Origin of the sequence: Streptomyces tatrensis (assembly GCF_049310065.1) — a bacterium.
In the GTDB taxonomy this organism is placed as follows: Bacteria; Actinomycetota; Actinomycetes; order Streptomycetales; family Streptomycetaceae; genus Streptomyces.
Window position 1 is genome coordinate 4,742,359 of sequence record NZ_JBMDLB010000011.1, and the last position, 26,633, is coordinate 4,768,991.

Consider the following 26,633-nt stretch of genomic DNA (forward strand, 5'->3'; position numbering starts at 1 on the left):
GCCGATGGGCGGGACCCTCCACGGGTTCCGCCCATCGGCGCGTCTACGACACCTTCAGCAGGGAGTCGTCCCGCCACTTCAGCATCTTGTCGAAGCTGACCACGGCGCCCCGGCCCGGCCGGTTGCGGAAGCGGACGTGGTCGGCGAGCTCCTCGATCAGGTGCAGTCCCCGGCCGTGCTCGGCCAGGGACGGTCTGCGGCGGGCCACCGTCGCGGGCGGGAACCCGGGGCCCGAGTCGCTCACCTCGATGCGGCAGCGGTCCCCGTCCAGATAGGCCGTGACGTGGTACGCCCCGGTCCCGTCGGGGGATCCGCTGCCCGAGGCCGCGTCGTCCAGGTACGGCGCGTTGTCCGCGTACGGCGCGTCGTCCGTGTGCCCGGAGCGCGGGACGGGTTCGCGGCCGCCGTGCTCCACCGCGTTCGCACACGCCTCGCTCAGCGCCACCGACAGGTCGAAGGAGATGTCCGGGTCCACCCCCGCGGTCTCCATCGTCCCCAGCAGCAGTCGCCTCGCGAGGGGCACACTCGCTGCTTCGCGCCTCAAGTGGAGAGACCACCAGATGCTCATACGGTTACCTATTGCCGCCCGGGGCCGGGGCTAAGCCCCCGAAGGCCGACAGAGCCCTCGTTCGGCCGATGCGGCGCTCCCGGGCGGCGGTGTATGCGGGGCCGGGTGGGGGAGGGCTCGGGGGGCCCCGGGAAGGGGAGCAATCGGGGAGCAATAGGGGCAGCACTCGGGGGCGCGTGCACCGAGGCGCTCCTGGCATCCGTGCGCGGGAATGCAAACCTGCTGTCGCACCTGCCGCATGCGGCGCCTAAGGCCAGTGCGATGATGGCCCGGCCATGACTGCCCCCCACGCGACGCAGGCCGGACCCGGCCTCAGGCTGATCCGGGCCGCGGTGTTCACCGCGGTCTGTGTCGTGCTGTCCGCGGCCGGGCACGCACTGGCCTCCTGCGCGACGGTGCCCTGGTGGTCCCTCTGCGCCGGCTTCCTCGCCGTCTTCGCGGTGGCGGCTCCCCTCGCGGGACGCCGCCGCTCGCTGCCCGGCATCGCCGGCGCGCTGGCGGGCGGACAGCTCGCACTGCACACGGTGTTCGGCCTCGGCCAGCACAACGCCTCGGCGGGCGGCGGCTCCTCCTCGGAGACCTCGCTCGCGGCGCTGGCCGCCCAACTGGTGTGCGGGGGCAACTCCGTCCCGATCCACCCGGCCGATGCCCGGCGGATCCTGGAGAGCGCCGGGCTGGACCCGGACGCCGTGGCCGCGCAGGCCGAGGCGCAGGGGCACATGGCCCACGCCCACATGGGGCAGGGCCTCGTGGAGCCTGCCACCGGACTGGTGGGGCTGCTCAGCCCGGCCATGCTGATCGGGCACCTGCTGGCCGCACTCGCCGCCGGCTGGCTGCTCGGGCGCGGCGACGCCGCACTGTTCCGCCTCCTCGAACTGTCCAGGCTCTCCGCCGCGGCCGGACCGGTGCGCCCGCTGCGTGCCGCACTGGCCTACGTACGGGCCCTCGGCGCGGGCCTTCCGGGCCGGCCTGCCCGTACACCGCGGGCAGCGGGCCACGAGACCGGTTCCGGGCCCTCCACGGGGCGGGACGCACTCCAGCACACGGTGATCAGGCGCGGGCCGCCCACGGCGTTCGCCCTCGCAGCCTGAAGCGGCACCCCTCCTCCCCGGGACTCACGACGGGAGCACCGGTGCCGCGAACTCCGTGCGCGCCGCGCGCGGAGCCACCGTCACCACAGCTTCCGTGGAGTGTTTCTGCCATGAAGACCTCTCGCGTCTCCTTCGCCGCCGCCCTCGCCGCCGGGTCCGTCCTCCTGCTCTCCGGCACCGCCTTCGCCCACGTCGGCGTGCAGCCCGTCGGGGAGGCCGCCAAGGGCGGCTACGCGACCCTCAACTTCAAGGTCCCCAACGAGCGCGACAACGCCTCGACCACGCAGCTCGAGGTCAACTTCCCCGTCGACCAGCCGCTCACGTCCGTCATGCCGCAGGACATCCCCGGCTGGACGTCCACCGTCGAGAAGACCAAGCTCGACAAGCCGCTCACCGTGCACGGCAAGCAGGTCAACGAGGTCGTCACCAAGGTGACCTGGTCCGGCGGCAAGATCGAGGCCGGCAAGTTCCAGCAGTTCCCGGTCTCCGTCGGCAAGCTGCCCGAGAACGCCGACCAGATGGTCTTCAAGGCGATCCAGACCTACGACAACGGCGAGGTCGTCCGCTGGATCGAAGAGCCCAAGGAGGGCGCCGCTGAACCGCAGACCCCGGCGCCCGTCCTGAAGCTGACCGCCGCCGGCGCCGACCACCACGGCGACGCCGCCAAGAAGCCGGCGGACGAGGCGAAGAACGCCGACGCCGACCACAAGGACAGTCACGACTCGGCCGCCGCCAAGAGCGGCTCCGACACGACCGCGCGGGCCCTCGGCATCGCCGGCATCGTCATCGGACTCGGCGGCGTGGCCTTCGGCGTCACCTCGCGCCGCCGCACCTCCTGAGCTCCTGAGCTCCTGAGCTCCTGAGCTCCTGAGCTCCTGCTGATGTGAAGATCCCGCGCAGCCGGCCGGTCATCCGGGCCGGCCGGGCTCGCGGATCCACCCGTACCACCCCCGATCCCAGGGACTTTCCCATGCGCACCACACGTGTGACGCTCGCCGCCCTCGTGGCGGCGGCCGCCCTCGCCCTCACCGCCTGCGGTGGTGAACCGGCCAAGAACGGCCAGGTCACCCAGATCAGCGAGAACCAGGCGAAAGCCGGGTCCGCCACCGTGCTCGACCGCCCCTTCGACAAGCCGGACGTCGTCCTCACGGACACCACTGGCACGTCGTGGAACCTGCGCGAGCAGACCAAGGGCAAGCCGACGCTCATCTACTTCGGCTACACCAACTGCCCCGACGTGTGCCCCCTGACGATGAGCAACATCGCCGTCGCCAAGAAGGCACTTCCCAAGGCCGACCAGGACAAGCTCCAGGTCGTCTTCATCACCACCGACCCGGAACGGGACACTCCCGAGTCCCTCGGCGCGTGGCTCAAGGGCCAGGACCCGGCGTTCACCGGGCTGACCGGGGACTTCGCCACCATCCAGGCCGCCGCACGCACGCTCGGCATCGGTATCGAGGCCCCTACGAAGGATGCCAACGGCAACGTGGTCTCCATGCACGGCGCCCAGGTCATCGTCTTCTCGCCCAAGACCGACGAGGGGTACCTCCTCTACGGCGAAAGCACCACCGTCGAGGACTACACCAAGGACCTGCCGAAGATCGTCAAGGGAGAGAACCCGTGAACGCCCGCACCACCCGCACCCTCGCCGCCGCCCTCTCCCTGACGGCCGCGCTCGCCATATCCGGCTGCTCCTCGGACTCCGAGTCCGCTTCCGCCGGCGCGCCGAAGCTGACGGTCAGCGGCGGCTACATGCCGGAGCCCGTGAACGACAAGATGGCCGGCGCGTTCATGGTCATCAAGAACGACTCCAAGACGGCCGACAAGCTGACCGGCGCCACGAGCCCGCTCTCCGACGATCTGCAGGTCCACGAGACCAAGGATCAGAAGATGCAGCAGGTGCAGTCCATGGACGTGCCCGCGAACGGCGAGCTGAAGCTCGCGCGCGGCGGCAACCACGTCATGTTCATGGGGCTCAAGAACACCCCCAAGGTCGGTGACAAGGTCACCATCGAACTGCGCTTCGAGAAGTCCGGCCCGGTCAAGGTCGAGCTGGACGTCAAGGAGCGGACGTACAAGGCTCCGGCATCCACCGACGGCACCGCCCACTGACGGACCGAGGGACTGACACGCCATGACGGCCACCGCCCCGACCCCATCCACGGCCCGCGTCCGGGCCACGGCACTCCTGCCGCGGCTCACGCTGGTCCTCGCCGCTCTGCTGGCAGCCTTCTTCGCCGCTGCCGCGCCGGCCTCGGCACACGCCGCGCTGACCGCGAGCGACCCCACGGACGTGGCGGTGGTCGCCACGGCGCCCGCCCAGATCACCCTCTCCTTCTCGGAGGGGGTCGCCATGAACGGCGACTCCATCCGCGTCCTGGATCCCCGGGGCAAGCGCGTCGACACCGGTGAACTGCGCGACCTCTGCAGCGGGAGCATCATCCGCTACGGCACCGCCCTGCGCCCGGGGCAGCCTGACGGCACCTACACCGTCGCCTGGCAGGCCATATCCGCGGACAGCCACCCGATCTCCGGCGCCTTCACCTTCTCCATCGGAGCGCCCTCCGAGACCGCCGTCTCCCTGCCCTCGCGGACGGCGGGCGACGGGCCCGTCGCCGTCGCCTACGGCATCGCGCGCTACGTGGCCTACGCCGGGTTCGCCGTACTCGTCGGCGCCGCCGCCTTCATCCTCCTGTGCTGGCGCCGGGGCGCCGCGCAGCGACCGATGCAGAAGCTGGTCGTACGGGCCTGGGTCGCGCTCACCGTGGCCACCCTGGTGATGCTGCTGCTCCGCAACCCGTACACCGGGTCGGGGAACTTCTCCGACGCCTTCGACCTCGCTGGGCTGAAGGCCGTCCTGGAGACCAAGTCCGGGGCCTCGCTCGTCTCGCGGCTGCTTCTCCTCGGCGCCGCCGCACTGTTCATCACCGTCCTGTTCGGCTCCTATGCCCGGCGCCACGCGGCGAACGGCTCGGAAGGCTCGACCGGCGCGGAAGGCCCCGACACCTCCGAGGTCTCCGAAGAGGACGCCAAGGGGGAGAGCGACCTCGTCTTCGGGCTCGGCATAGGCGGGACCGTCGTCGCCGGCGGTATCGCCGCCACCTGGGCGCTGTCCGAGCACGCCTCCACCGGCATCCAGCCCGCCCTCGCCATGCCCGTCGACATCCTGCACCTGCTGGCCGTCGCCACGTGGCTCGGCGGACTCACCGCACTGCTCGTCGCGCTCCACAAGGTCCCCGGGATCGAGCGCACGGCGATCCGCCGCTTCTCCACCGTCGCCTTCACCAGCGTTCTCGTCCTGGCCTGCACCGGCGCCTACCAGTCCTGGCGTCAGGTGGGCAGTTGGTCCGCGCTGACCGGGACCGATTACGGGCGGCTGCTGCTCGTCAAGATCGGCCTCGTCGCCGTCGTCGTCGCCATCGCCTACACCTCCCGGAAGTGGACCTCGCGGCTGGCCGGGGGCCGGAGCGAGGCCGATGCCGAGGGCAGGGCCGAGGAGGAGGGAGAGGGGGAACGCGCCTCCGATGTTTCACGTGAAACATCGCCCGTGACCGTCGGCCCCGCCACCACCACCGCCGCCACCACCACCGCCGACACGTCCGACGCCGGCGCGTCCGGCACCGTCGCCTCCGACCCGGTCGCCTCCGACCCCCGGCGTGCCGAGCAGCTCGCCCGCCAGAGCGCCGCCCGGCGCACCGCGCGGGAGAAGCAGGCGCGCGACGCCGACCCGGACCGCGCAGGTCTGCGGAGGTCCGTCCTGGCCGAGGCGGGCGTCGCCGTGGTCCTGCTGGCCGTCACCACCATCCTCACCAGCACCGAGCCCGGCCGTGCCGCGGAGCTGGAGGCGGGTCGCGGCTCCACCGCCACCGCCGTTCCCGACCGCGCGGTCAAGGTGACGCTGCCCTTCGACACCGGCGGTCAGAACGGCAAGGGCTCGGTCCGGCTCCAGCTGGACCCGGGCCGCATCGGTGCGAACACGCTCCACGTGTGGGCGGAGACCCCCGACGGCAAGCCGCTCGACCTGCCCGAGCTCAAGGTGTCGTTCACCTTGGAGGCCAAGGAGATCGGCCCGCTTCCGGTTCTCCCCGAGCGCGCCGCTCCCGGGCACTGGACCGCTTCGGGCGTCCAGCTTCCGCTGACCGGCGACTGGCGGATCGACGTGACCGTCCGCACCTCCGACATCGACCAGACGACCGTCCAGAAGAACGTGAAGATCGGCTGACCAGCGTGCCCCAGAACAGCGAACCCACCGAGAGCACCGAGCGCGCCACGGAACTCCCCGGGATCGAGATCTCCCGGCGCCGCCTGCTGGGCACGGTCGGCGCCGCGGGCGCCGCCGGGCTCGCGCTCGGCGCCGTCGGCGGGGCCCTCGTATCGTCCGAGGTGTCCGGGCCCGGGACGGCCGGCCCCGGCGGCGCTCCCGGCAGCCTCGGGGCCACCCGGGTCGCCTTCCACGGGGACCACCAGGCCGGCATCACCACGCCCCTCCAGGCCAAGGGGCACGTCCTCGCCTTCGACCTGGCGCCGGGTGCCGGGCGCAGCGAGGCCGCCGCCCTGATGCGGCGCTGGTCCGATACCGCGCGGAGGCTGACGGCGGGCGAGACCGCAGCGGTCGCCGACACCGGCATCGCCCTCGGCTCCGGCCCCTCCTCCCTCACGGTGACCTTCGGCTTCGGCCACTCCTTCTTCGAGCGCACCGGTCTCACCGCGCGCCGCCCCGCCGCCCTCGACCCGCTGCCGGACTTCTCCGGCGACCGGCTCGATGCCCAGCGCAGCAACGGCGATCTTTGGGTACAGATCGGATCCGACGACGCGCTGGTCGCCTTCCACGCGCTGCGCGCCCTGCAGAAGGACGCCGGAGAGGCGGCCCGGCCGCGCTGGCAGATGAACGGCTTCAACCGCTCTCCCGGCGCCACCGCCTCCCCCATGACGGCCCGCAACCTCATGGGTCAGGTCGACGGCACCAACAATCCGAAGCCCACCGAAGCCGATTTCGACCAGCGGATCTTCGTCCGGGGCACGGTGCCGCCCGAGCACGCCTGGATGGTCGGGGGCTCGTACGCCGTCGTACGCCGCATCCGGATGCTGCTCGACTCCTGGGACCAGCAGTCACTCGCCCAGCAGGAGCAGGTCATCGGCCGTACGAAGGCCACCGGCGCCCCGCTGACCGGAGGCGGCGAGACCACCGCGATGGCCCTCGACAAGATCGGCGCCGACGGCAGGCCGGTCATCCCCTCCAACGCGCACGCCCGTATCTCCGCACCCGCGCAGAACGGCGGGGCGGCCATGCTCCGACGTCCCTTCTCCTTCCACGACGGGATCGCCGCCGACGGAACCCCCGACGCGGGGCTGCTCTTCATCTGCTGGCAGGCCGACCCGTCCCGCGGTTTCGTCCCCGTCCAGCGCAAGCTCGACCGTGGCGACGCCCTGTCGGCATTCATCCGGCACGAGTCGAGCGGCCTGTACGCGGTGCCGCCCGGCGCGCGCGCCGGGGAGTACGTGGGTCAGCGGCTGCTCGAAGGGTGAACAGCCCAGGTGGCGTCCGGGCCCCGGCATTAGGCTGATCGCATGTCGGCCACCCGCTTCACCTATCTCGGTCCCGAAGGCACGTTCACCGAAGCCGCCCTTCGCACCCTCCCCGAAGCCGCGACCCGGGAGCTCGTCCCGATGGTTTCGGTCCCGGCCGCTCTGGACGCCGTGCGCAACGGCGAGGCCGCGGCGGCCCTGGTCCCGATCGAGAACTCGGTGGAGGGCGGGGTCACCTCGACCCTGGACGAGTTGGCTGCCGGTGCACCGCTGATGATCTACCGCGAGGTGCTGCTCCCCATCGCGTTCGCGCTGCTGGTGCGGCCCGGAACCGAGCTGTCGGACGTCAAGACCGTCACCGGGCACCCGGTCGCCCAGCCTCAGGTGCGCAACTGGCTGCGGTCGAACCTGCCCGACGCCCTGTGGGAGTCGGCGGCGTCCAACGCCGACGGCGCCCGGCTGGTCCAGGAGGGCCGCTTCGACGCCGCCTTCGCGGGGGAGTTCGCGGCCGCCACCTACGGGCTGGTCCCGCTGGTCACCGAGATCCACGACGCGCAGAACGCGGAGACCCGCTTCGTACTGGTCGGGCGGCCCGCCCGACCGGCCGCGCCGACCGGCGCCGACAAGACGTCCGTCGTGCTGTGGATGGGCGACGACCGCCCGGGTGCGCTGCTGGAGCTGCTCCAGGAGTTCGCCGTCCGCGGGGTGAACCTGATGCTGATCCAGTCCCGGCCCACGGGTGCGGGGATCGGCAACTACTGCTTCGCCGTCGACGCCGAAGGGCACATCTCCGACCGCCGGGTCGGCGAGGCTCTCATGGGCCTCAAGCGCACCTGCCCCCAGATCCGGTTCCTCGGCTCCTACCCGCGCGCCGGTGTCGCTCAGGGTGACGTCCAGGCCTCCCGGGCCGGCACCTCGGACAGCGACTTCACGGCGGCCTCGGACTGGCTGACGCGCTGCCTCGACGGGCGCCCCTAACGCTCTGTCCACTGTCCACAGAGTTATCCACAGGAGCCCGTGCAGACCTGGGGACAAGTCGACAGAGCGGCATGACAAGGTCGACAAATCAGTCGGGTGGCACAGGTTTCGCGCTGACGAGCGGGAGGTGAACGGTGTCACCCCCGTATCACCGATCAACTCTTTGGGGCGAGTCATTCCCACCCGAATGAGTGTGTGAGGGTGGTTTGAACCCTGATTGGGCCCGCGCACTCCACAGTCGAGATTGATCTATTCCTGTGTCCACAGATGCGGCACACAGCCTGTGGATAAGCCGGTCGCCTGGGGAATTCCTGTGGACAAGGAAGCCCCTTCCCTCCTGCTCAGGGGCTGCCCGATCGCTACCCTTGCGCCCCATTTCGGGGAATGGGGCCGGTTTATCGGCCCCCGCGGAAGGGGGGCTTCCAGCCTACCGTCGGAAGTTTTCCATTCGCGGCAATTGGGACAAAGTGACACGCAGCGTGATATCGGTGCGCTCCCCGGAAGCCCGGCCCGGTAGCCTGGAGGGGTGATTGACCTCCGGCTGCTCCGTGAAGACCCTGACCGTGTCCGCGCCTCGCAGCGCGCCCGTGGAGAGGACGTCGCCCTCGTCGACGCACTGCTCTCCGCAGACGAGCGCCGCAGGTCCTCCGGCATGCGATTCGACGAACTCCGCAACGAGCAGAAGTCGCTCGGCAAGCTCATCCCCAAGGCCTCTCCGGAGGAGCGGGCCGAGCTGCTGAAGAAGGCCGATCAGCTCAAGCAGGACGTCAAGGCCGCCGAAGCCGAGCAGAACGAGGCGGACGAAGCCGCCAAGCAGCTGCTCCTGCGGCTCGGCAACGTCGTCCACACGGACGTGCCCGTCGGCGGCGAGGAGGACTTCGTCGTCCTCGAGACGCACGGCACCATCCGCGACTTCGGCGCCGAGGGCTTCGAGCCCAAGGACCACCTCGAGCTCGGCGAGTCCCTGGGCGCCATCGACGTCGAGCGCGGCGCCAAGGTGTCCGGCTCGCGCTTCTACTACCTCACCGGCATCGGCGCCCTGCTGGAGCTCGCCCTCGTCAACGCGGCCATCGCACAGGCCACCGAGGCCGGCTTCACCCCGATGCTCACCCCGGCGCTGGTCCGCCCGCGCGCCATGGAGGGCACCGGCTTCCTCGGCCAGGCCGCGGAGAACGTGTACCACCTGGAGAACGACGACCTCTACCTGGTCGGCACCTCCGAGGTCCCGCTCGCCGCGTACCACATGGACGAGATCATCGACGCGGACAAGCTGCCGCTGCGCTACGCCGGTTTCTCCCCGTGCTTCCGCCGCGAGGCCGGCACGTACGGCAAGGACACCCGCGGCATCTTCCGCGTCCACCAGTTCGACAAGGTCGAGATGTTCTCGTACGTCGCGCCGGAGGAGGCCGAGGCCGAGCACCAGCGTCTTCTGGACTGGGAGAAGCAGTGGCTGACCAGCCTGGAGCTGCCGTTCCAGGTGATCGACGTCGCCACCGGCGACCTGGGCGCCTCCGCCTCCCGCAAGTTCGACTGCGAGGCGTGGATCCCCACCCAGGGCAAGTACCGCGAGCTGACCTCCGCCTCGAACTGTGACGGCTTCCAGGCCCGCCGCCTGTCGATCCGCTACCGCGACGGCAAGAAGACCGCTCCGCTGTCCACCCTGAACGGAACGCTGTGCGCGGTCCCGCGCACGATCGTCGCGATCCTGGAGAACCACCAGCAGGCCGACGGCACGGTCCGGGTTCCCCCGGTGCTCCGGCCCTACCTGGGCGGTCGGGAAATCCTGGAGCCGATCTCCAAGTGAGCACGGCCCCTTTCCCGTACAAGCTCGTCGCGACCGACCTCGACGGGACGCTGCTGCGCGGCGACGACACCGTCTCGGAACGCACCCGTGAGGCGCTCCTCGCGGCCACCGCGGCGGGCGCAGCGCACATCATCGTCACCGGCCGCGCCGTGCCGTGGACCCGGCACGTCCTCGACGACCTCGGCTACAAGGGCATCGCGGTCTGCGGGCAGGGCGCGCAGGTCTACGACGCGGGTGCGCACCGGCTGCTGACCTCGGTGACGCTCGACCGGAAGCTGGCCGCGCTGGCACTGGAGAAGCTCGAGGCCGAGGTGGGTCCGCTGGCGATCGCGGCCAGCCGGGACGGAGTCGAGGGCGAGGTGCTCTTCGGCCCCGGCTACCAGGTCCAGGAGGGCCTTCCCGCGCTCTACCTGGAGGACACCTCCGAGGTCTGGTCGGCTCCGCTGAACAAGCTGTACATCCAGCACCCCGGGCTGGACGAGGACGCCCTCGTCCGAGTGGCCCGGGAGACCGTGGGCAGCCTGGTCGGCATCGTCATGGCCGGTCCGGGTGTCGTGGAGATACTGCCGCTGGGACTGAGCAAGGCCACCGGCCTCTCGCTGGCCGCGCGCCGGCTGGGGGTGAAGGCGGCCGACACGATCGCCTTCGGCGACATGCCCAACGACATCCCGATGTTCGGCTGGGCCGCGCACGGAGTGGCCATGGCCAACGCGCACCCGGAGCTCAAGGCAGTGGCGGACGAGGTCACCACCGCCAACGAGGAGGACGGCATCGCCGTGGTCCTGGAGCGTCTGCTGGGCGCCGCGTAACAGAGCGGAAGACGAACGGAAGGTCCGGAACGGCCCGCGCCGACAGGCGCGCTCGAAGTGGCTGTTCCGGACCTTCTTGTTTCTCCCCGCACGGCTCACTCTGCCCCCGCCGCACGCCCCGTACCAGTGAATTTCCGTGCGTCAGCCGTGGATCCGGCTCGGGTTCGGGTGCCGGGTCAGCGGCCAGGCGAGGAGGCCGACGGCCAGTGCGATGGCGTGGCCGAAGTCGGTGAAGGTGCCGCCGGAGACGAGCGGGAGTCCGAAGAAGGCCACGGAGCCGGCGAGGTAGAGCCAGCGCCAGGGGCCGGGCAGGCGGTACGTCAGCACCCCGACGGCGCTCGCGAGTCCGTAGCTGACGCCGATGTCGACGACGTGGACCATGCTGTGTGCGGCGCGGTTGTCCTGGATGGCCATCAGGACCAGCTTCTGGCTGATCAGCGTGGCCGTGATGTGGCCGGTCGCGATGATGAAGAGCCAGCGCAGGGTGCCGAGCCAGCGCTCGACGTTGGCCTGGAAGATCTCGAAGAGGACGAAGTAGAGCGGGAGCGAGGCCGGATCCTCGATCCAGAACGCGCTGCTGAGCAGCGCCCGTATCGGGTGCCGGGCGAGCTCGTGGATGTTGCTGCTGTTGCGGTGGAGCAGGACGTGTTCGAGATGGTCGGGCACGATCACGACCACGATGCTGGTGACCACGATGATCAGCAGCCAGATGTGAGTGCCGGGCGCGGAGCGTATCCAGGACCGTACCGGCCTGGACGGCTCGGGCTCGGTGTACTCGATCATGGCTCGATGATCTCGCGCAAAGCTGTGCCCCGCCTGGCCGGTGGGCCGGGCGGGGCACTGTTTCACGTGAAACATCCGGCATGGACGCCGGTGGGACGCGGCTGCGGACGCCTGCGGCGAGGTCCTACTCCTCGCCCGCCAGCTTCAGGCTGCGGAGCTTCTGTCCGGCGTAGAAGGTGGCGCCGACGGTGACCGCGACGAGCAGGATCACCGCGGTGGGCAGCCCGACGGTGGCGTCCACGTACCCCTCGCCCGCGACCTTCTGCGCGAGGGCCAGCGACCACTGCTGGACGCTGAGGGTCTTGGCTCCGTCGACGAGGCTGCCGAAGAGCGATTCCCAGATCAGGGCGTAGACCAGGCCGAAGACGACCGCGTGCCGGCTGACGGTGCCCAGCAGTAGGAACAGGGCGCTGTAGGCGACCGAGGCGACGAGGGCGGCGACGGTGTAGGCGACGGCGATCTGCTGGCCGTTGCCGTTGAGGATGAAGCCGGCGATCAGGGTGGGGATCGCGGAGAAGACCATGGTGACGGCGATCGCGACGGTCAGCTTCGTCATGATGATCGTCGGGCGCTTCACCGGCTTCGAGAGCAGGTAGACGATCGAGCCGTCGTCGATCTCCGGGCCGATGGCACCGGTGCCGGCGATGACGCCGATCAGCGGGACCATCGTGGCCAGGGCGAAGCCGCCGAGGAGGTCGGCGGCGACCTTGTCGTCGAGGCCGGTGAAGGCACGGACCGCGATGGAGATGGCGATCAGCAGGACGGGCAGCGCACAGAGGATCAGTGCGCGCCGGCGGCCGAGCAGGGCCCGGTAGGTGAGCCGGGCAACGGTGGGGTTGTACATGGATGCCAGCTCCTTCAGGCCGCGACGAGGTAGGAGAAGACCGACTCGAGGGACTCGTCGGAAGGCGAGACCGTCAGCAGCCGGATGCCGTGCTCGCGGGCGACCCGCGGCAGCAGCTCGGTGAAGCGCCCGAAGTCGACGGCCTGGATGCGCAGGGCGCCTTCCTTGAGGTCGACCTCGATCCCGGCGGTGGACGGGTCGGCGATCAGGGCCGCGGCGAGGGCCCGGTCGTCGGAGGAGCGGACGAGGTAGCGGTGCGGTCGGTCCGTCATCAGGCGGCGGATCTTGCGGAAGTCTCCGGAGGCCGCGTGCCGGCCGGCGACGACCACCTCGATGTGGGAGGCGAGCTGTTCGACCTCCTCCAGGATGTGCGAGGAGAAGAGCACCGTGCGGCCGTCGTCGCCCATCCGCCGCAGCAGTTCCATGAGCTGCATGCGCTGGCGCGGGTCCATGCCGTTGAACGGCTCGTCGAGCAGGAGCGCCGACGGGTCGTGCACCAGGGCGGAGGCCATCTTCACGCGCTGGCGCATGCCCTTGGAGTACGTGGAGATCTTGCGGTCCTGGGCGTACTCCATCTCGACCGTGGCCAGGGCCCGCTGGGCGGCCGCCTCGTCGAGACCGTGCAGTTCGGCGTTGGCGACGACGAACTCCTTGCCGGTGAGGAAGTCGTACATGGCCTCGCGCTCGGGCACGACGCCGATCTGCTTGTAGACCTGCTCGTTCTGCCAGATCGGGGTGCCGTCGAGGGTGACGGTGCCCGTGGAGGGCGCGAGGAAGCCGCCCATCATGTTGATCAGGGTCGACTTGCCGGCACCGTTGGGGCCGAGCAGGCCGGTGACTCCGGGACCGATGCGCATGGTCACGTCGTTGACGGCGACGACGTTCCCGAACCAGCGGGAGGTGTGGTCGATGTCGATGATGCTCACAGCCCGGCCTTCCGGTAGCGGGCCATCAGGGCGGCGTAGGAGCCGGCGATGAGGCCGAGGATGACGAGCAGGTAGACGAAGCCGACGGCGCCCGAGGGGCCCGCGCTGCCGGGGAAGCCGGAGTCGGCCCCGAGGAAGGCGGTCTGCAGGCCGTCGATGAGGCTCATCGGGGAGAACAGGCCGAGCCACTCGATGCCTCCGGCCGAGCCCGTCTCGTGGGCGATGGCCTGGACGGCCGACACGGCGCCGTAGGGGATCAGGAGCACGGCGATGATGGCGGCGACGCCGAAGCCGCGGCGCGGGGTGAGGGCGGCCATGACCAGGCCGAGGCCGGAGAAGAGCAGCGACAGCAGCAGTACCGACACCAGTGCCTGTCCGAATCCCTTGGTCTGGTCACCGAAGTCGAACTTCGCCAGCAGCGCGCCGATCCACATGATCAGCAGCGGGGTGGCGGTGAGGATGAACAGGGCCGAGGCCATGGCCGCGAACTTGGCCACGACGTAGTCGACGCGTTCGATCGGCCGCGAGAAGTAGAGCGGCACCGTCTTGAAGCGCAGGTCCCGCGAGACGGACTGCGGTGCCTGGGAGGCCAGGTAGAGGTAGACGATCACCTGGGTGGTCATCGCGTACGTCGTGTACTTGATCGGCAGCGCGGTGGAGCCGGGCACGGTGATCGCGACCGCGACGAGGATCAGCGCGGGGACGCACATCACCGCGAAGAGCAGCATCGGCAGCACCTTGGACTTGGCCGAGCGGCCGAGTCCGTAGGCGCCGCGCAGGGACTGTGCGAACAGCGACTTGCGGGCGTAGGAGCGGCCGAGCCGGGGGCCGTCGTAGGACCGGTAGCCGATGTTGTGGATCTGGGTCGAGGTGTCAGGCGCCATCGGAACCGGCTCCCTTCTGCTGGGTGGCGGCCCAGGCGGCGGACTGGGCGGACTGGGCGGACTGGGCGGACTGGGCTGCGAACTGCTCGGCACGGACGGCCGCCGCGTCGCTGTCGCGGAAGACCTCCGCGATGTGGTGGCGGCGCTGTTCCATCCGGACCAGGCCGATGCCGAGATCGGCGACCGTGTCGCGGACGACGTCGTACGTGGCCTCGCCGGTGGCCTCGACGAGGAGGATGTGGCCGGCTCCGGGCAGGCCCTCTTCCTCTCCCGCGTGCAGCGTCACTCCCGCCTCGGTGAGCGCCTTGCGCAGGGCGGCGGTGCCGTCCGGGTGGGCGTCGGAGTCGGTGACCTCGACCGCGAGGGTCGTGGTGGTCTGGGTGAAGTCGCTGGTGGAGCTGGAGCGCAGCAGTTTGCCGCCGTCGACGACCACGACGTGGTCGCAGGTCCGCTCCAGCTCGCCGAGCAGGTGCGAGGTGACCAGGACCGAGATGCCGAAGTCGGTGTAGACGCGGCGGATCAGGCCCAGCATCTCGTCGCGGCCGACCGGGTCGAGGCCGTTGGTGGGCTCGTCGAGGAGCACCAGCTGCGGGTCGTGGACCAGCGCCTGGGCGAGCTTGACGCGCTGCTTCATGCCCGTGGAGTAGCCGCCGATGGGGCGGTAGCGCTCCTCGTACAGCCCCACGTGGCGCAGGGTGTCCGCGGTGCGCTCACGGGCGGCGGTCGGCGGGAGCCCGGACATGCGCGCCATGTGCACGACGAACTCGGTGGCCGAGACGTCGGGGGGCAGGCAGTCGTGTTCGGGCATGTAGCCGACGCGCTCGCGGATCGCGCTGCCATGGGTGGCTACGTCGAGTCCGAGCACGGCGGCGGTGCCCTCGGTGGCGGGGGAGAGTCCCAGCAGAATCTTGATCAGCGTGGACTTGCCGGCTCCGTTGGCGCCAACGAGCCCGGTAACTCCGGGCCCGATGTCCAAGGAGAGCCGGTCGAGGGCGGTCACTCGGGGGTACCGCTTGCTCAGGCTTTCGGTCGCGATGACAGTCACGTGAACGACGTTAGTGGCGTCCGGAGCCCGGATCGTCAGACCTGGAGCTCGATCCTTTCTCCGCCTTCAGGACTACGGACCCCGACATAAGGCTGACGTAGGGCTGATGCGTACCGGACAACTTTGTCCACAGGTCCGTGCACGGGCCTTGACGTGATCTCCGGTCATTGTCACATTCATCAGTGTCAAGTTACGGGCGCGTACGGCTACATGGACGGACGGCTGGCATGGCTGGGGACACCAGGCAACGCACGAAGCGACGCACCACGGAACTCTCCGCCGAGCTGCGCGGGTTCAAGGAGGTGCAGCGCCTCTCCTACGAGTGCGCCGAGGCCGTCGCGGCGCAGCTGCGCCCCGGCGTGACCGAGCGCGAGGCCGCGCGGATGCAGCGCGACTGGCTGCGCGAGCGCGGTGTGCGGGACTGGTTCCACATGCCGTTCGCGTGGTTCGGGGACCGGACCGCCTTCACCGGCTTCAAGATCCCCCTGCAGTTCTTCCCGACGAACCGGGCCCTGGAGCCGGGGATGCCGTTCATCCTCGACATGGCCCCGGTCTACAAGGGCCACACCGCGGACATCGGGTACTCGGGCAGCCTCGGCCTCAATCCGGTGCAGGACCGGCTCATGTCCGATCTGCAGGCGCACCGCACGCTGATCCTCGACCAGGTGCGCGAGCGCCGCTCCCTGCGCGACATCTACGAGGAGGTGGAGCGGCTCATGATCCACCAGGGGTACACGAACCGTCACCGGGCCTACCCCTTCGGCGTCATCGCGCACAAGATAGACCGGGTCAAGGAGCGGAGCTGGGCACCGACCGCGTTCGGGTTCGGCACCCAGGCCCTGAAGGGGCTGGCCTCCGATGCCCTGCGCGGACACCGCGAGGGCTGGTCCCCGCTGTGGAGCCCGTACCGCTTCTCCGACCACCCGCCCCAGCCCGGCCTGTGGGCGGTGGAGCCGCACCTGGGTTTCCGGGGCACCGGCGCGAAGTTCGAGGAGATCCTGGTCGTCACCGACTCCCGGGACCCCGAGGAGAGCGCGTACTGGCTGGACGACGATCTGCCGCACGTGCGGCGCTGGGCTGAGGAGAAGACGGCATGAGCGCAATGACGGACGCGGGCCTGGCGGGCGCGCGCGAGCGCTGGGTGAGCACCGGCGGGGTCGAGCTGTGCGTCGTCGAACTCGGCGACGCGGACCGGCCGACCGTGGTGCTGGTGCACGGGTACCCGGACAGCAAGGAGGTCTGGTCGCAGGTCGCCGAGCGGCTGGCCTCCCGGTTCCACGTCGTGCTCTACGACGTGCGGGGCCACGGGCGCTCCACCGCCCCGCAGCCGCTGCGCGGGGGGTTCACCCTGGAGAAGCTGACGGACGACTTCCTCGCGGTCGTGGACGCGGTCAGCCCGGACCGCCCGGTGCACCTGGTCGGCCACGACTGGGGCTCCGTACAGGGCTGGGAGTTCGCGACGGTCGCCCGTACCGAGGGCCGGATCGCGTCCTTCACCTCGATGTCGGGGCCCTCCCTCGACCACTTCGGACACTGGATCAAGAAGCGGATGGCCCGGCCCACTCCCCGCCGGGCGGCCCAGCTGCTGAACCAGGGCGCCAAGTCCTGGTACGTGTACATGCTGCACACCCCCGTGCTGCCGGAGCTCGCCTGGCGCGGTCCGCTCGGAAAGCAGTGGCCCAAGCTCCTCCAGCGGATGGAGAAGGTCCCGGCCGGGGACTACCCGACGGCCTCGCTGCCTTCCGACGCCGCGCACGGCGCCTGGCTCTACCGGGACAACGTCCGGGCCCGGCTGCGCCGGCCGCGCGCCGACGCGTACGCCCACGTACCGGTGCAGCTGATCACCCCCACCGGGGACGCCTTCCTCTCCGAGCGGCTCTACGACGAGCTGGAGCTGTGGGCACCGGACCTGGTGCGGCGCACCCTGCCGGCCAAGCACTGGGTGCCGCGGACCCGGCCCGACCAGCTGGCCGCGTGGATCACCGAGTTCGTCACCTCGCGGGAGGAGCCCGCCACGCGGGCGCCGGAGCAGAGGGCCCCGGGCCGGTACGCGGACCGCTTCGGCGGCCAGCTGGTCCTGGTGACCGGAGCCGCCAGCGGCATCGGCCGGGCGACCGCCTTCGCGTTCGCCGAGGCCGGCGCCCGGGTGGTGTGCGTGGACCGGGACGCCGACGGCGCCGCCCGCACCGCCGACATGGCGCGCCTGGTCGGCTCGCCGCAGGCCTGGGGCGAGTGCGTCGACGTCAGCGACGAGCAGGCCATGGAGAAGCTCGCCGCGAAGGTCGCCTCCGAGTACGGGATCGTGGACGTCCTGGTCAACAACGCCGGGATCGGCCTGTCGGGGCCGTTCCTGGACACGAGCACCGAGGACTGGAAGAAGGTCCTCGACGTCAATCTGTGGGGCGTCATCCACGGCTGCCGGCTCTTCGGCAAGCAGATGGCCGAGCGCGGCCAGGGCGGGCACATCGTCAACACCGCTTCCGCCGCCGCCTACCTGCCGTCCAAGACCCTGCCCGCGTACAGCACGTCCAAGGCGGCGGTGCTGATGCTCAGCGAGTGCCTGCGGGCCGAGCTGGCCTCGAAGTCGATCGGGGTGTCGGCCATCTGCCCCGGCATCGTCAACACCAACATCACCGCCACCTCCCGGTTCGCGGGAGTGGACGAGGCCGAGGAGAAGCGGCGCCAGCAGAAGTCCTCCCGGCTCTACGGGCTGCGCAACTTCCCGCCGGAGAAGGTCGCGGACGCGATCCTGCTCGCGGTCGTGAAGAACCAGGCCGTGGTCCCGGTGACCCCCGAGTCCAAGGGCGCCCTGTGGATGTCCCGGTTCGCGCCGGGGACCCTGCGGCGGTTCGCGAAACTGGAGCCCAAGCTGTGAGCGGGGCGGCCCGGGGCAGGGCTGCCCCGTACGCGATCGCACCGCGCCGGGTGGCCTTCGACTGGAAGGCCACCCCGCTGCACTGGATACCGGGCGAGCCCACCGCCACCCACGTCATCAACGTGCTGCACCTGCTGCTGCCGGCCGGTGAGCGGTGGTTCGTGAAGGTCTTCAAAGAGGGCCTGCCCCTGGTCACAGACCCGAAGCTGCGCAGCGAGGTGAAGGGTTTCATGGGCCAGGAGGCCACGCACAGCGTGCAGCACTCCTACGTCCTGGACCACCTCGCCGAACAGCGGCTGCCCACCGAGGCGTACACGAAGTACGTGGACTTCCTCTTCGAGAAGCTGCTCGGGGAGACCCCGCCGTTCGGTGCCCCGATCACGGCGCAGGAGTGGCTGCGCTTCCGGCTCTCGCTGGTCGCCGCGATCGAGCAGTTCACGGCGGTCCTCGGGGACTGGGTGCTCGGCGCCGAGGGGCTGGACGCGGCCGGTGCGGACGAGGTCATGATCGATCTGCTGCGCTGGCACGGCGCGGAGGAGGTGGAGCACCGCTCCGTCGCCTTCGACATGTACCAGCACTGCGGCGGCTCGGGCCTGCCGCGCTACGCCCGGCGCATCGAGGGCATGGCCGTGGTCGCGCCCGTCATGGGCTGGCTGTGGCTCACGGGGGCCTCGTACCTCCTGCGCAACGACCCGGAGCTGCGCGGACGGACCCGCTATTCGCTGCGCGAGCACAACCGGTCCGTGGCCAAGGGGCTGCTGCCCACTTGGAGAGAGCTCGGCATGGCCATACCCCGCTACCTGCGGCGGTCGTACCATCCCTCGCAGGAGGGCTCGCTGCGCAGGGCGGTCGAGTACCTCGCGGCCTCACCTGCCGCCCGGTCCGCTGCGGGCGCGGTCGGCCGAGCCGCCATGTCGTAGGGAGCCGGGATTGTCCGAGCAGGCAGTAGCCGAGTACCGGATCGAGGATCTGGCGCACCACAGCGGTGCGACCGTCCGCACGATCCGGGCGTACCAGGACCGCGGTCTGCTGCCGAAGCCGGAGCGGCGGGGCCGTTCCAATGTCTACCGGGACACGCATCTGGCGCGGCTGCGCCAGATCGCCGACCTGCTGGACCGCGGCTACACCCTGGCCTCCATCAAGGAACTGCTGGAGGCCTGGGACGCGGGCCGTGGTCTCGGCGGCGTCCTGGGGCTGGTGGCCGAGGTGCACGGGCCGTGGACGGACGAGGAAGCGGCCCGGATAAGCCGGGACGAGCTGAACGAGCGGTTCGGCGGCAAGCCCGACGACGAAGCGGTCGGCGAGGCGTGCGAGCTGGGCGTGCTGGAGCGGATCCCGGGGCGCCCGGACCACTTCCTCGTACCGTCCCCGCAGGAGCTGTCCGTGGCGGCCGAGCTGTACGCCGCCGGGGTCCCGCTGCCCGCGATCACCGGTCATCTGCGGGAACTGCGCGGCCAGGTGGAGCTCATCGCCTCGCGCTTCCTGGAGTTCACCACGGAGCACGTCTTCGCCCGGTACCTGGGAGCCGTCCCCCCGACGGACTCGGACGCGGCCGAGGCGGCGACGATGGTACGGAGACTGCGGCCACTGGCCCAGCAGACGGTGGACGCGGAACTGGCGCGGGCGATGCGCCTCTTCGCGACCCGGCACCTCCAGCGGCACCTCGGGGCCGTCGGGACCCCCCAGCCCTCCGGGCCGGCCCCGGTGGCGCTGCCCGCGGAGACCGTGCGGGCGGTGCAGGAACTGGTGGGGCCCGACCATGTGGCGGAGTTCGTCCGGGCCGCCACGGAGCGGGAGTTGCAGGCCCGGACGATGAACGATCTGGCCAGTCGCGGCGGCCGGTAGTGCTCGCTCAGTAGTCCACAGGCCGGATCACGCTTTTGTCGCCGAAACCGGCGCAAAGGGCTGTGGACAAGTCCGACCGACCTGTGGGGAACCGTCCCCGGAGGGTCAGACGACGGCCTGGAACGCCGGTCCGGGCACGTTGGTTTCGGCCACCGGAACGACAGTGGCGGTACCCGCGGTGTCGGTGGTGGAGGCCCCGGCGGCGGGGGAGGCGGCTGCCCGGCGGGTGCTCCCGTAGAGCAGGCCCGCGAGGACCAGGCCGAGGATCCCGCCGACGAGCTGGGCGGCGACGAACCCCGGCAGCGACTGCGGGGCGATGCCGGTGAAGGAGTCGCTGAAGCTGCGCCCGATGGTGCCGGCCGGGTTCGCGAAGGACCCGGAGGAGGTGAACCAGATCGCGGCGGCGATGTAGGCGGCGACCGCGGCCGGGATCAGCTTCGGCCGGCCGATGCGGCCGAGGCCCTGGATCACCAGGACCAGTCCGGCGGTGGCCACGACCTCCCCGACGAGCAGGTGTCCGCCGTCGCGGACCTGGGTGGAGAAGGCTCCGGGGACGCGCCCGAACATCGTTTCCGCGAGGACGGCCCCGCCTATGGCCCCGGCGGTCTGCGCCGCCACGTAGACCAAGGCCTCCCGGCCTTCGAGTCCTTCGCCGCCGGTGCGACGCCCCCACCAGGCCGTGAGGGTGACCACCGGGTTGAGGTGGGCGCCCGAGAGCGGCCCGAAGAGGGTGATGATCAGCCCGAGCCCGATGGCCGAGGCGAGCGAGTTGGCGACCAGGGCCACGCCCGTGTCCGAGGTGAGCGAGGCGGCCTGGATTCCCGATCCGATGACGACCACGAGGAGGGCGGCGGTGCCGACGAGCTCGGCGGTCGCACGCCGCGACAGAGACGCACTGTTTGTCATACTTTTCTTCCCCTTGAGTGGCAGTTCAGCGGAAAATGTATTCCGTATCTTGGAAACGCGATAGGGGGAGTCCAGGTTCGAGAGAACGGCGAAAAATCGCTGCGCCGGACCCGGCCGAGCCGTCACGCTGGGCGAATGGATGACAAGCGCACCGTCAAGGTGTCCAAATACGTCTCGAAACACCTCCGCCATCAGCCGGAACGCATCGGACTGGTGCTCGACCCGCAAGGCTGGGTGGAGATCGACGATCTTCTGAGCGCCACGGCCGCCCACGGCTTCCCCATCAGCCGTGCCGAGCTCGACCACGTGGTCGCCGCCAACGACAAGCAGCGGTTCGCCGTCGACGGCAGCCGGATCCGCGCCAGCCAGGGGCACACCGTCCCCGTGGACCTGGGCCTGCCGGAGGCCGAACCGCCCGCGTACCTCTACCACGGCACCGTCGCGGCCGCCCTGGACGCGATCCGCGCCGAGGGACTGCGCCCGATGGCCCGCCACCACGTCCACCTCTCCCCGGACCGGGAGACCGCGACCCGCGTCGGCGCACGCCGCGGCCGGCCGGTCGTCCTCGCCGTGGACGCGGGGGCGATGCGCGCCGCGGGGCACGTCTTTCGGATCAGCGCCAATGGGGTGTGGCTGGCGGACTCCGTTCCGCCGCAATTCCTGCGGTTCCAATAACCAGGAGATGCCAGGGAGAAGCCCCACAGGCCCCGGAATTCACCGAAGGATTGTCAGATCATCCCCCTACGCTGTTCCTCACTCCGGGATCTGTGAGGGGGGTACCTCGCGGTCGCCGAACAACCCGTACCAGCACGCGAGGTGACGCCCCATGACGTCCGAAGAAACCCGAGAAGCCCATCCGAACACCTTCCAGGTCGACCTGCGCGGCCTGGTCGACCTGCTCTCCCACCACCTCTACTCCAGCCCCCGCGTGTATGTCCGCGAGCTCCTCCAGAACGCCGTCGACGCCGTCACCGCCCGCCACGCCCTGGACCCCGAAGCCGAGATCGCCATCCGCCTGTCGGCGACCGGCAACCGCGTGACCATCGAGGACAGCGGCATCGGCCTGACCGCCGACGAGGCCCACTCCCTCCTCGCCACCATCGGACGCAGCTCCAAGCGCGGGGGCCCGCACGGCCTGGAGACCACCCGCCAGGAGTTCCTCGGCCAGTTCGGCATCGGCCTGCTCGCCTGTTTCGTCGTGGCCCGCCAGATCCGCGTGGTCACCCGCTCCGCCCGCGACCCGCTGGCCGCGCCCGTCGAATGGCTGGCCATGGACGACGGCTCGTACACCGTCCGCGAACTGCCCTCCGACGCCCGCCCGGAGCCCGGCACCACCGTCGTCCTGGAGGCCCGCCCCGGCGCCGAGGAGTGGACCGTCCCGGCCAAGGTCGAGCAACTGGCCCGCGACTACGGCTCCCTGCTGCCCTACGACATCACCTTCGACGACGGCTCCGCCGCCGGACCCCGCCCGGTCACCGACCGGCCCGCCGTCTGGGACCGGCCCTTCCCCACCCCCGCGGCCCGCCGCGTCGCGCTCGCCGCGCACTGCACGCAGCTCTTCGGCTTCACCCCGCTCGACAGCATCGACCTCGACCTGCCCGTGGCGGGAGTGCGCGGAGTCGCGTACGTCCTGCCCGAGCCGACCAGCCCCGCCCACCGGTCCGGACACCGCGTCCACCTCAAGGGCATGCTGCTCACCGACAAGGCCGACAACCTGCTGCCCGACTGGGCGTTCTTCGTCCGCGCCGTCCTGGACACCGACACCCTGCGGCCCACCGCCTCCCGCGAGAACCTGTACGACGACGAGACCCTGGCCGCCGTGCGCGAGGCCCTCGGCGCCCGCGTCCGCGCCTGGCTCGCCGAGCTCGCCACCAGCGAACCCGAGCGGCTGGCCGCCTTCCTGAGCGTCCACCACCTCGGGGTGAAATCGCTGGCCCGGCACGACGCCGAGCTGCTCGGCCTGATGCTGCCCTGGCTGCCGTTCGAGACCAGCGACGGCTCGATGAGCCTGGAGGAATTCGCCGCCGCGCACACCGAGATCCACTTCACCCGCACCGTGGAGGAGTTCCGCCAGATCGCACCGATCGCCGCGGCCCACGGCCTCGGAGTCATCAACGCCGGCTACACCTACGACGCCGACCTGCTGGCCCTGCTGCCCTCCGTACGCCCTGAACTCAAGGTCAGCGAGCTCGACGCGGGAGCCGTCACCGAGCGGCTCGATCCGGTCCCGACCTCCGCCGAACTGGCCCTGGCCCCCTTCCTGGCCACCGCCCGCACCCGCCTGGAACCCCAGAGCTGCGACGTGGTCCTGCGCGCCTTCCAGCCCGCCGCCGTCCCCGCGCTCTACCTCGACGACCGCCAGGCCCGTCAGGAGCGCGACCGCTCCGCCGCTCTGGAGAGCGCCGACTCGCTGTGGAGCGGCATCCTCGGTTCGCTGCGCGGCTCCGCTCCGCGCGCCCGCCTCGTGCTCAACCACAACAACCCGCTCATCCGCCGGATCGCCGCCCTCCCCGACGAGGCCCTGACCGCCACCGCCGTCGAATCGCTGTACGGCCAGGCCCTGCTGAGGTCGCAGCGGCCGCTGCGCGCGGCCGACACCACGCTGCTCAACCGGGCCTTCCTCGGGCTCCTGGAATGGGCGACGCACCCCATCGGCACCACGGACGGCACAGACGGCACGGCCGGCACAGACCCCCAGGAGGAGCAGAAATGAGCACGCTGACCCGCGAGGAGATCGAGCGCGGACTGGCCGAGAACCGCCAGGCCCCGGGCGGGTCCGCCCGCAATGCGCACGCCGAGGCGCTGTCCGCCGCCGCCGAAGCGACCGGGGACCGCCCGCTGTTCCGAGCGGCACTGGACAACCTGATCAACGCCTACCTGTACAGCTCCGAGTCGCCGAAGATGCTCGTCCCCTTCGCCCGGCTGCTCCAGGAGTACGACAAGGACCAGGGCGCCTTCGACGAGTGGGACGCCCACTCGCTGTTCTGGCAGTTCAAGTGGATCGCCAGCGCCATCGGCAACTCCCCGGAGATCCCGCTGGAGTCGGCCGCCGGCTGGCTGGACGAGATGGAGCGCCGCTACCGGATCGCCGGCTACAGCGAGCGTCCCGTGCGCGAGGCCGAGCTGTGGCTCGCCGACGCGACCGGTGACGACGAGCGGGCCGGACGCGCGTACAAGCGCTGGCTGGCCGCCGACCGCGACGACATGAGCGACTGCCACGCCTGCGAACTCAATAGCCAGGGCCAGTACGCCGTGCTGCGCGGTGACGACACCGAGGCCCTGGCGCTCTGGCAGCCGGTGCTGTCAGGCGAGCAGACCTGCGCCGAGGAACCCCACCGGGTCCTGGCCGCCTCGCTGCTGCCGCTGGTGCGCCTCGGCCGCCTCGACGAGGCACGCTCGGCCCACCTGCGCGGATACCGGCTGGCCCGGGGCAAGGAGAGCCTCCTGCCTTCGGTGGGGCGGCACATCGAGTTCTGCGCGCTCACCGGAAACGAGTCCCGCGGTCTGGAGATCCTCGCCGAGCACGCGGCGCACGTGGCCCCGCTCGCCAACCTCTCCGACCAGCTGGCCTTCCACGGGGGAGTCCTCGTCCTGCTGCGCCGGCTGACGGAGCTGGGCCACGGCCAGAGCCCCGCCGTCCCCTACGAGGGCAGTCCCCGCACCGTGTCCGAGCTGTACGAGGTACTGCGCGCGGGCTCGCTCGACATCGCCCGGCGGTTCGACGCGCGCAACGGCTCCAGCCGGGTCTCGGAGCGGTTCCTCGCGCGCATCGGAGCAGCCCCGCTGGCCGAGGCCCTGCCGCTGGGCGTACGAAGCTCCGGGCTCGCGGCGCTCCCACAGCCGGGCCCCGCCCCGGTACTCAGGGCGGCGGCCCCGGCCGAGGGCTTCGCGGAACTCGTGGCACGGGCCCGGGAGGCACGCGAACTCGGGCACCCCGGCGCCGACGCCCTCTGGGAGCAGGTGGCCCTGCGCCCCGAGGCGGCTGCCGGGTCCGATCCGCTGGCCGCTGCCGATGTGGCGGACCACCGGGCCCTGGCGGCCGCTCGGGCCGGCGCCGGCGACGCCGCGGAACTGCTGGCCGGCGTACGCGAGCGCTACCGGGAGCTGGGCCTCGCGGAGCGCGCCGCCCTGGCCGAGCTGCGGCTGGCGACGGTGGCCGCGCAGTCGGGCACGGAGGCGGGGGAGCTGCGCGCGCTGCTGGCCGTCGCCCTGCGTGCCGCCGAGGCGCTGGACGCGGACGAGCCGCTGCGGACCCGGCGGATCGCGCTCGCGGAACTGACGGGGATCCGGGTGGAGTCGTACCTGCGCTCGGTCGAGGCGACTGCGGACCCTGAGCACGGCCACGGCCACGGGCAGGGCTCCGGCCACGACGGGGAGCACGGCCACGGCGAGCTGGTCGCCGAACTCGCCGCCTTCGCCGATGCCTACGCCGCGGCCGTGCCCGATGTGGTGGCGGAGGCCGAGGAGATGCTGGGCCGCCTCGCCCTCTCCCAGGGCGACCCGGAGCGTGCCGTGACACTGCTCGCCGGATCCGCCGACCGTTCGGTGGCGGCGGGCCGGCCGTGGCTCGCCGTGGACCCGCTCGTACTGAGGGCAGGCGTGCTGATGTCGCTGGACCGGGCGGCAGAGGCCGAGGAGTCGGCCCGGGCCGGGCTGACACATGCCGCGGAGGTGACCGACGCCGAGGCGCAGGGCGTCGTACGGCTCACCCTCGCCGACATCCTGATGGGGCGCGGCGAGGCCGACGCGGAGGCCGCGCGGCACGCTCTGGAAGCGGCGTACTGGTTCGACCAGGCCGGGCTCACCGCCGACGGCGGGGCCCAGGCCCGGCTGCTGCTCGCCCGGTGCCACGCCCGTGAGGGCAACACCGCCGAGGCGGTCGAGGTGTTGCAGTCGACGCTGCCGGACCTGCTGGAGCACGGTGAGGGCCAGGCCGTTTCCGTACGGGAGTTCCTGGGCGACCTGCTGCGCGAGCTGCACGATCCCCGGGGCGCGGCCGAGCAGTACCTGCTGGCGGCGGGGCTTGCCGAGGACTGGGAGGACGCGCGGCCGCAGGCCGGCTTCGCCCAGGCCGCCGCCGATCAGCTCTCCGAGGCGCAGCTGGTGCCGGAGGCGGTCGCCGCGTACGAGCGGGCCCTCGAACTGCGCCGGCGCTCGAAGGACGCACCGGTCGCCGAGGTACGGATCCTGCGGTCGCTGGCCTGGCTGGGGCTGCGCGAAGAGGTCACCGACGCCGGGGTGGCGGAGGCCCGGGCCCGGATGGACGAGGCGGCCGAGGTCCTGACCGCCGCGCTGGCACAGGCCCCCGGGGACCGCGACGCACGGGCCGAACTGGCCGAGACCTGGAACCAGCTCGCCCAGGTACTCGACCGCCGGGTCCGCGCGGACGAGGAGGCCCAGGAGGAGGCCCACGAGGGGGGCGGTCAAGGAGAAGAAGGCCCGGGTTCAGGGCCCGCCCGACCGCTGGGCGCGGCGGAGCTCGAGGCGCTGCGGCTGGAGGAGATCCTGCTGTGGGAGCGGGCCGCCGCCCTCCACGCGGAGCTCGGCCCGGACCATCTGCAGGCCCGGTTCCAGTGCGTGAACAACGCCGCCTGGACCGAGCACGAGCTGGGCCGGCCCGAAGCCGGCGCCGCCCGGGTCTCGGCGCTGGCCGCCGAGGTGCGCGCACTGCCCGACGGCGTGGCCCCGGAGTGGCTCCTGGAGAGCGCCGAGCGGACCACGGAGCACCTGCTGCGCACCTCGTCCTGAG

Annotated in this window: 23 protein-coding genes; 16 read left to right on the forward strand and 7 right to left on the reverse strand. The window is 71.5% G+C overall.

What is annotated here, in order from left to right; all coding sequences use genetic code 11:
* Nucleotides 1–43 precede the first annotated feature (43 nt).
* Nucleotides 44–568 (reverse strand): ATP-binding protein, encoded by a 525-nt coding sequence (locus tag ACODT5_RS37430; RefSeq protein WP_422523479.1) that lies wholly within the window; start codon nt 566–568, stop codon nt 44–46.
* Between the two features lie 275 nt (nt 569–843).
* Between ACODT5_RS37430 and ACODT5_RS37435 the strand changes: the two genes are divergently transcribed.
* From ACODT5_RS37435 to ACODT5_RS37475, 9 genes are all read left to right on the forward strand, one after another.
* Nucleotides 844–1,659: a hypothetical protein gene (locus tag ACODT5_RS37435; RefSeq protein WP_422523480.1), complete on the forward strand. Its 816-nt coding sequence runs from the start codon at nt 844–846 to the stop codon at nt 1,657–1,659.
* A 110-nt stretch (nt 1,660–1,769) separates the two neighbouring features.
* Nucleotides 1,770–2,498 carry a YcnI family copper-binding membrane protein gene (locus ACODT5_RS37440; RefSeq protein ID WP_422523481.1) on the forward strand — a complete coding sequence of 243 codons (729 nt, stop codon included), beginning with the start codon at nt 1,770–1,772 and terminating at the stop codon, nt 2,496–2,498.
* A 131-nt stretch (nt 2,499–2,629) separates the two neighbouring features.
* Nucleotides 2,630–3,283, forward strand: a complete 654-nt coding sequence (locus tag ACODT5_RS37445; protein WP_422523482.1) for an SCO family protein — start codon at nt 2,630–2,632, stop codon at nt 3,281–3,283.
* Nucleotides 3,280–3,771 (forward strand): copper chaperone PCu(A)C, encoded by a 492-nt coding sequence (locus ACODT5_RS37450; protein WP_422523483.1) that lies wholly within the window; start codon nt 3,280–3,282, stop codon nt 3,769–3,771. Before ACODT5_RS37445 ends, ACODT5_RS37450 begins: the two co-directional genes overlap by 4 nt.
* Before the next feature lie 22 nt (nt 3,772–3,793).
* Nucleotides 3,794–5,881, forward strand: coding sequence for a copper resistance CopC/CopD family protein (locus ACODT5_RS37455; RefSeq protein WP_422523484.1), 2,088 nt, complete (start codon nt 3,794–3,796; stop codon nt 5,879–5,881).
* Nucleotides 5,882–5,943: 62 nt separating this feature from the next.
* Complete coding sequence (efeB, locus tag ACODT5_RS37460) at nt 5,944–7,185, forward strand: iron uptake transporter deferrochelatase/peroxidase subunit (RefSeq protein WP_422525150.1); 1,242 nt, start codon at nt 5,944–5,946, stop codon at nt 7,183–7,185.
* Nucleotides 7,186–7,227: 42 nt separating this feature from the next.
* The gene (pheA, locus tag ACODT5_RS37465) at nt 7,228–8,163 is read left to right on the forward strand and encodes a prephenate dehydratase (protein ID WP_422523485.1); all 936 of its coding nucleotides are present in this window, start codon (nt 7,228–7,230) and stop codon (nt 8,161–8,163) included.
* A gap of 526 nt (nt 8,164–8,689) precedes the next feature.
* Nucleotides 8,690–9,967 (forward strand): serine--tRNA ligase, encoded by a 1,278-nt coding sequence (gene serS, locus ACODT5_RS37470; RefSeq protein WP_422523486.1) that lies wholly within the window; start codon nt 8,690–8,692, stop codon nt 9,965–9,967.
* Entirely contained in the window at nt 9,964–10,776 is an 813-nt protein-coding gene (locus ACODT5_RS37475; RefSeq protein WP_422523487.1) for an HAD family hydrolase, read from the forward strand. The genes serS and ACODT5_RS37475 overlap by 4 nt, the downstream gene beginning before the upstream one ends.
* 141 nt (nt 10,777–10,917) lie before the next feature.
* On the opposite strand, the gene ACODT5_RS37480 is transcribed toward ACODT5_RS37475, so the two are convergent.
* From ACODT5_RS37480 to ACODT5_RS37500, 5 genes are all read right to left on the reverse strand, one after another.
* Nucleotides 10,918–11,559: a rhomboid-like protein gene (locus ACODT5_RS37480; RefSeq protein ID WP_422523488.1), complete on the reverse strand. Its 642-nt coding sequence runs from the start codon at nt 11,557–11,559 to the stop codon at nt 10,918–10,920.
* Nucleotides 11,560–11,683: 124 nt separating this feature from the next.
* Nucleotides 11,684–12,403 carry an ABC transporter permease gene (locus ACODT5_RS37485; protein WP_422523489.1) on the reverse strand — a complete coding sequence of 240 codons (720 nt, stop codon included), beginning with the start codon at nt 12,401–12,403 and terminating at the stop codon, nt 11,684–11,686.
* Nucleotides 12,404–12,417: 14 nt separating this feature from the next.
* Complete coding sequence (locus ACODT5_RS37490) at nt 12,418–13,329, reverse strand: ABC transporter ATP-binding protein (protein WP_422523490.1); 912 nt, start codon at nt 13,327–13,329, stop codon at nt 12,418–12,420.
* Entirely contained in the window at nt 13,326–14,213 is an 888-nt protein-coding gene (locus tag ACODT5_RS37495) for an ABC transporter permease subunit (RefSeq protein WP_422523491.1), read from the reverse strand. The genes ACODT5_RS37490 and ACODT5_RS37495 overlap by 4 nt, the downstream gene beginning before the upstream one ends.
* Nucleotides 14,203–15,258: an ABC transporter ATP-binding protein gene (locus ACODT5_RS37500; RefSeq protein WP_422523492.1), complete on the reverse strand. Its 1,056-nt coding sequence runs from the start codon at nt 15,256–15,258 to the stop codon at nt 14,203–14,205. The genes ACODT5_RS37495 and ACODT5_RS37500 overlap by 11 nt, the downstream gene beginning before the upstream one ends.
* A gap of 227 nt (nt 15,259–15,485) precedes the next feature.
* On the opposite strand from ACODT5_RS37500, the gene ACODT5_RS37505 reads away from it, so the two are divergent.
* The 4 genes from ACODT5_RS37505 to ACODT5_RS37520 are packed head-to-tail and all read left to right on the forward strand — an operon-like array spanning nt 15,486 to nt 19,978.
* On the forward strand, nt 15,486–16,355 hold the full coding sequence (locus ACODT5_RS37505; RefSeq protein ID WP_422523493.1) for a M24 family metallopeptidase: 870 nt from the start codon (nt 15,486–15,488) through the stop codon (nt 16,353–16,355).
* A 5-nt stretch (nt 16,356–16,360) separates the two neighbouring features.
* The gene (locus ACODT5_RS37510) at nt 16,361–18,133 is read left to right on the forward strand and encodes an SDR family oxidoreductase (RefSeq protein ID WP_422525151.1); all 1,773 of its coding nucleotides are present in this window, start codon (nt 16,361–16,363) and stop codon (nt 18,131–18,133) included.
* Nucleotides 18,130–19,053 (forward strand): metal-dependent hydrolase, encoded by a 924-nt coding sequence (locus tag ACODT5_RS37515; protein ID WP_422523494.1) that lies wholly within the window; start codon nt 18,130–18,132, stop codon nt 19,051–19,053. The genes ACODT5_RS37510 and ACODT5_RS37515 overlap by 4 nt, the downstream gene beginning before the upstream one ends.
* Before the next feature lie 10 nt (nt 19,054–19,063).
* Nucleotides 19,064–19,978, forward strand: coding sequence for a MerR family transcriptional regulator (locus ACODT5_RS37520; protein ID WP_422523495.1), 915 nt, complete (start codon nt 19,064–19,066; stop codon nt 19,976–19,978).
* Between the two features lie 105 nt (nt 19,979–20,083).
* On the opposite strand, the gene ACODT5_RS37525 is transcribed toward ACODT5_RS37520, so the two are convergent.
* A complete protein-coding gene (locus tag ACODT5_RS37525; RefSeq protein ID WP_422523496.1) occupies nt 20,084–20,884 on the reverse strand; it encodes an aquaporin in 801 nt (266 codons plus the stop codon).
* A gap of 135 nt (nt 20,885–21,019) precedes the next feature.
* On the opposite strand from ACODT5_RS37525, the gene ACODT5_RS37530 reads away from it, so the two are divergent.
* From ACODT5_RS37530 to ACODT5_RS37540, 3 genes are all read left to right on the forward strand, one after another.
* Nucleotides 21,020–21,559: an RNA 2'-phosphotransferase gene (locus tag ACODT5_RS37530; protein WP_422523497.1), complete on the forward strand. Its 540-nt coding sequence runs from the start codon at nt 21,020–21,022 to the stop codon at nt 21,557–21,559.
* A 151-nt stretch (nt 21,560–21,710) separates the two neighbouring features.
* Nucleotides 21,711–23,597, forward strand: coding sequence for an HSP90 family protein (locus ACODT5_RS37535; protein WP_422523498.1), 1,887 nt, complete (start codon nt 21,711–21,713; stop codon nt 23,595–23,597).
* Nucleotides 23,594–26,632, forward strand: coding sequence for an ATP-binding protein (locus ACODT5_RS37540; RefSeq protein WP_422523499.1), 3,039 nt, complete (start codon nt 23,594–23,596; stop codon nt 26,630–26,632). Before ACODT5_RS37535 ends, ACODT5_RS37540 begins: the two co-directional genes overlap by 4 nt.
* The last annotated feature ends 1 nt before the right edge of the window (nt 26,633 follow it).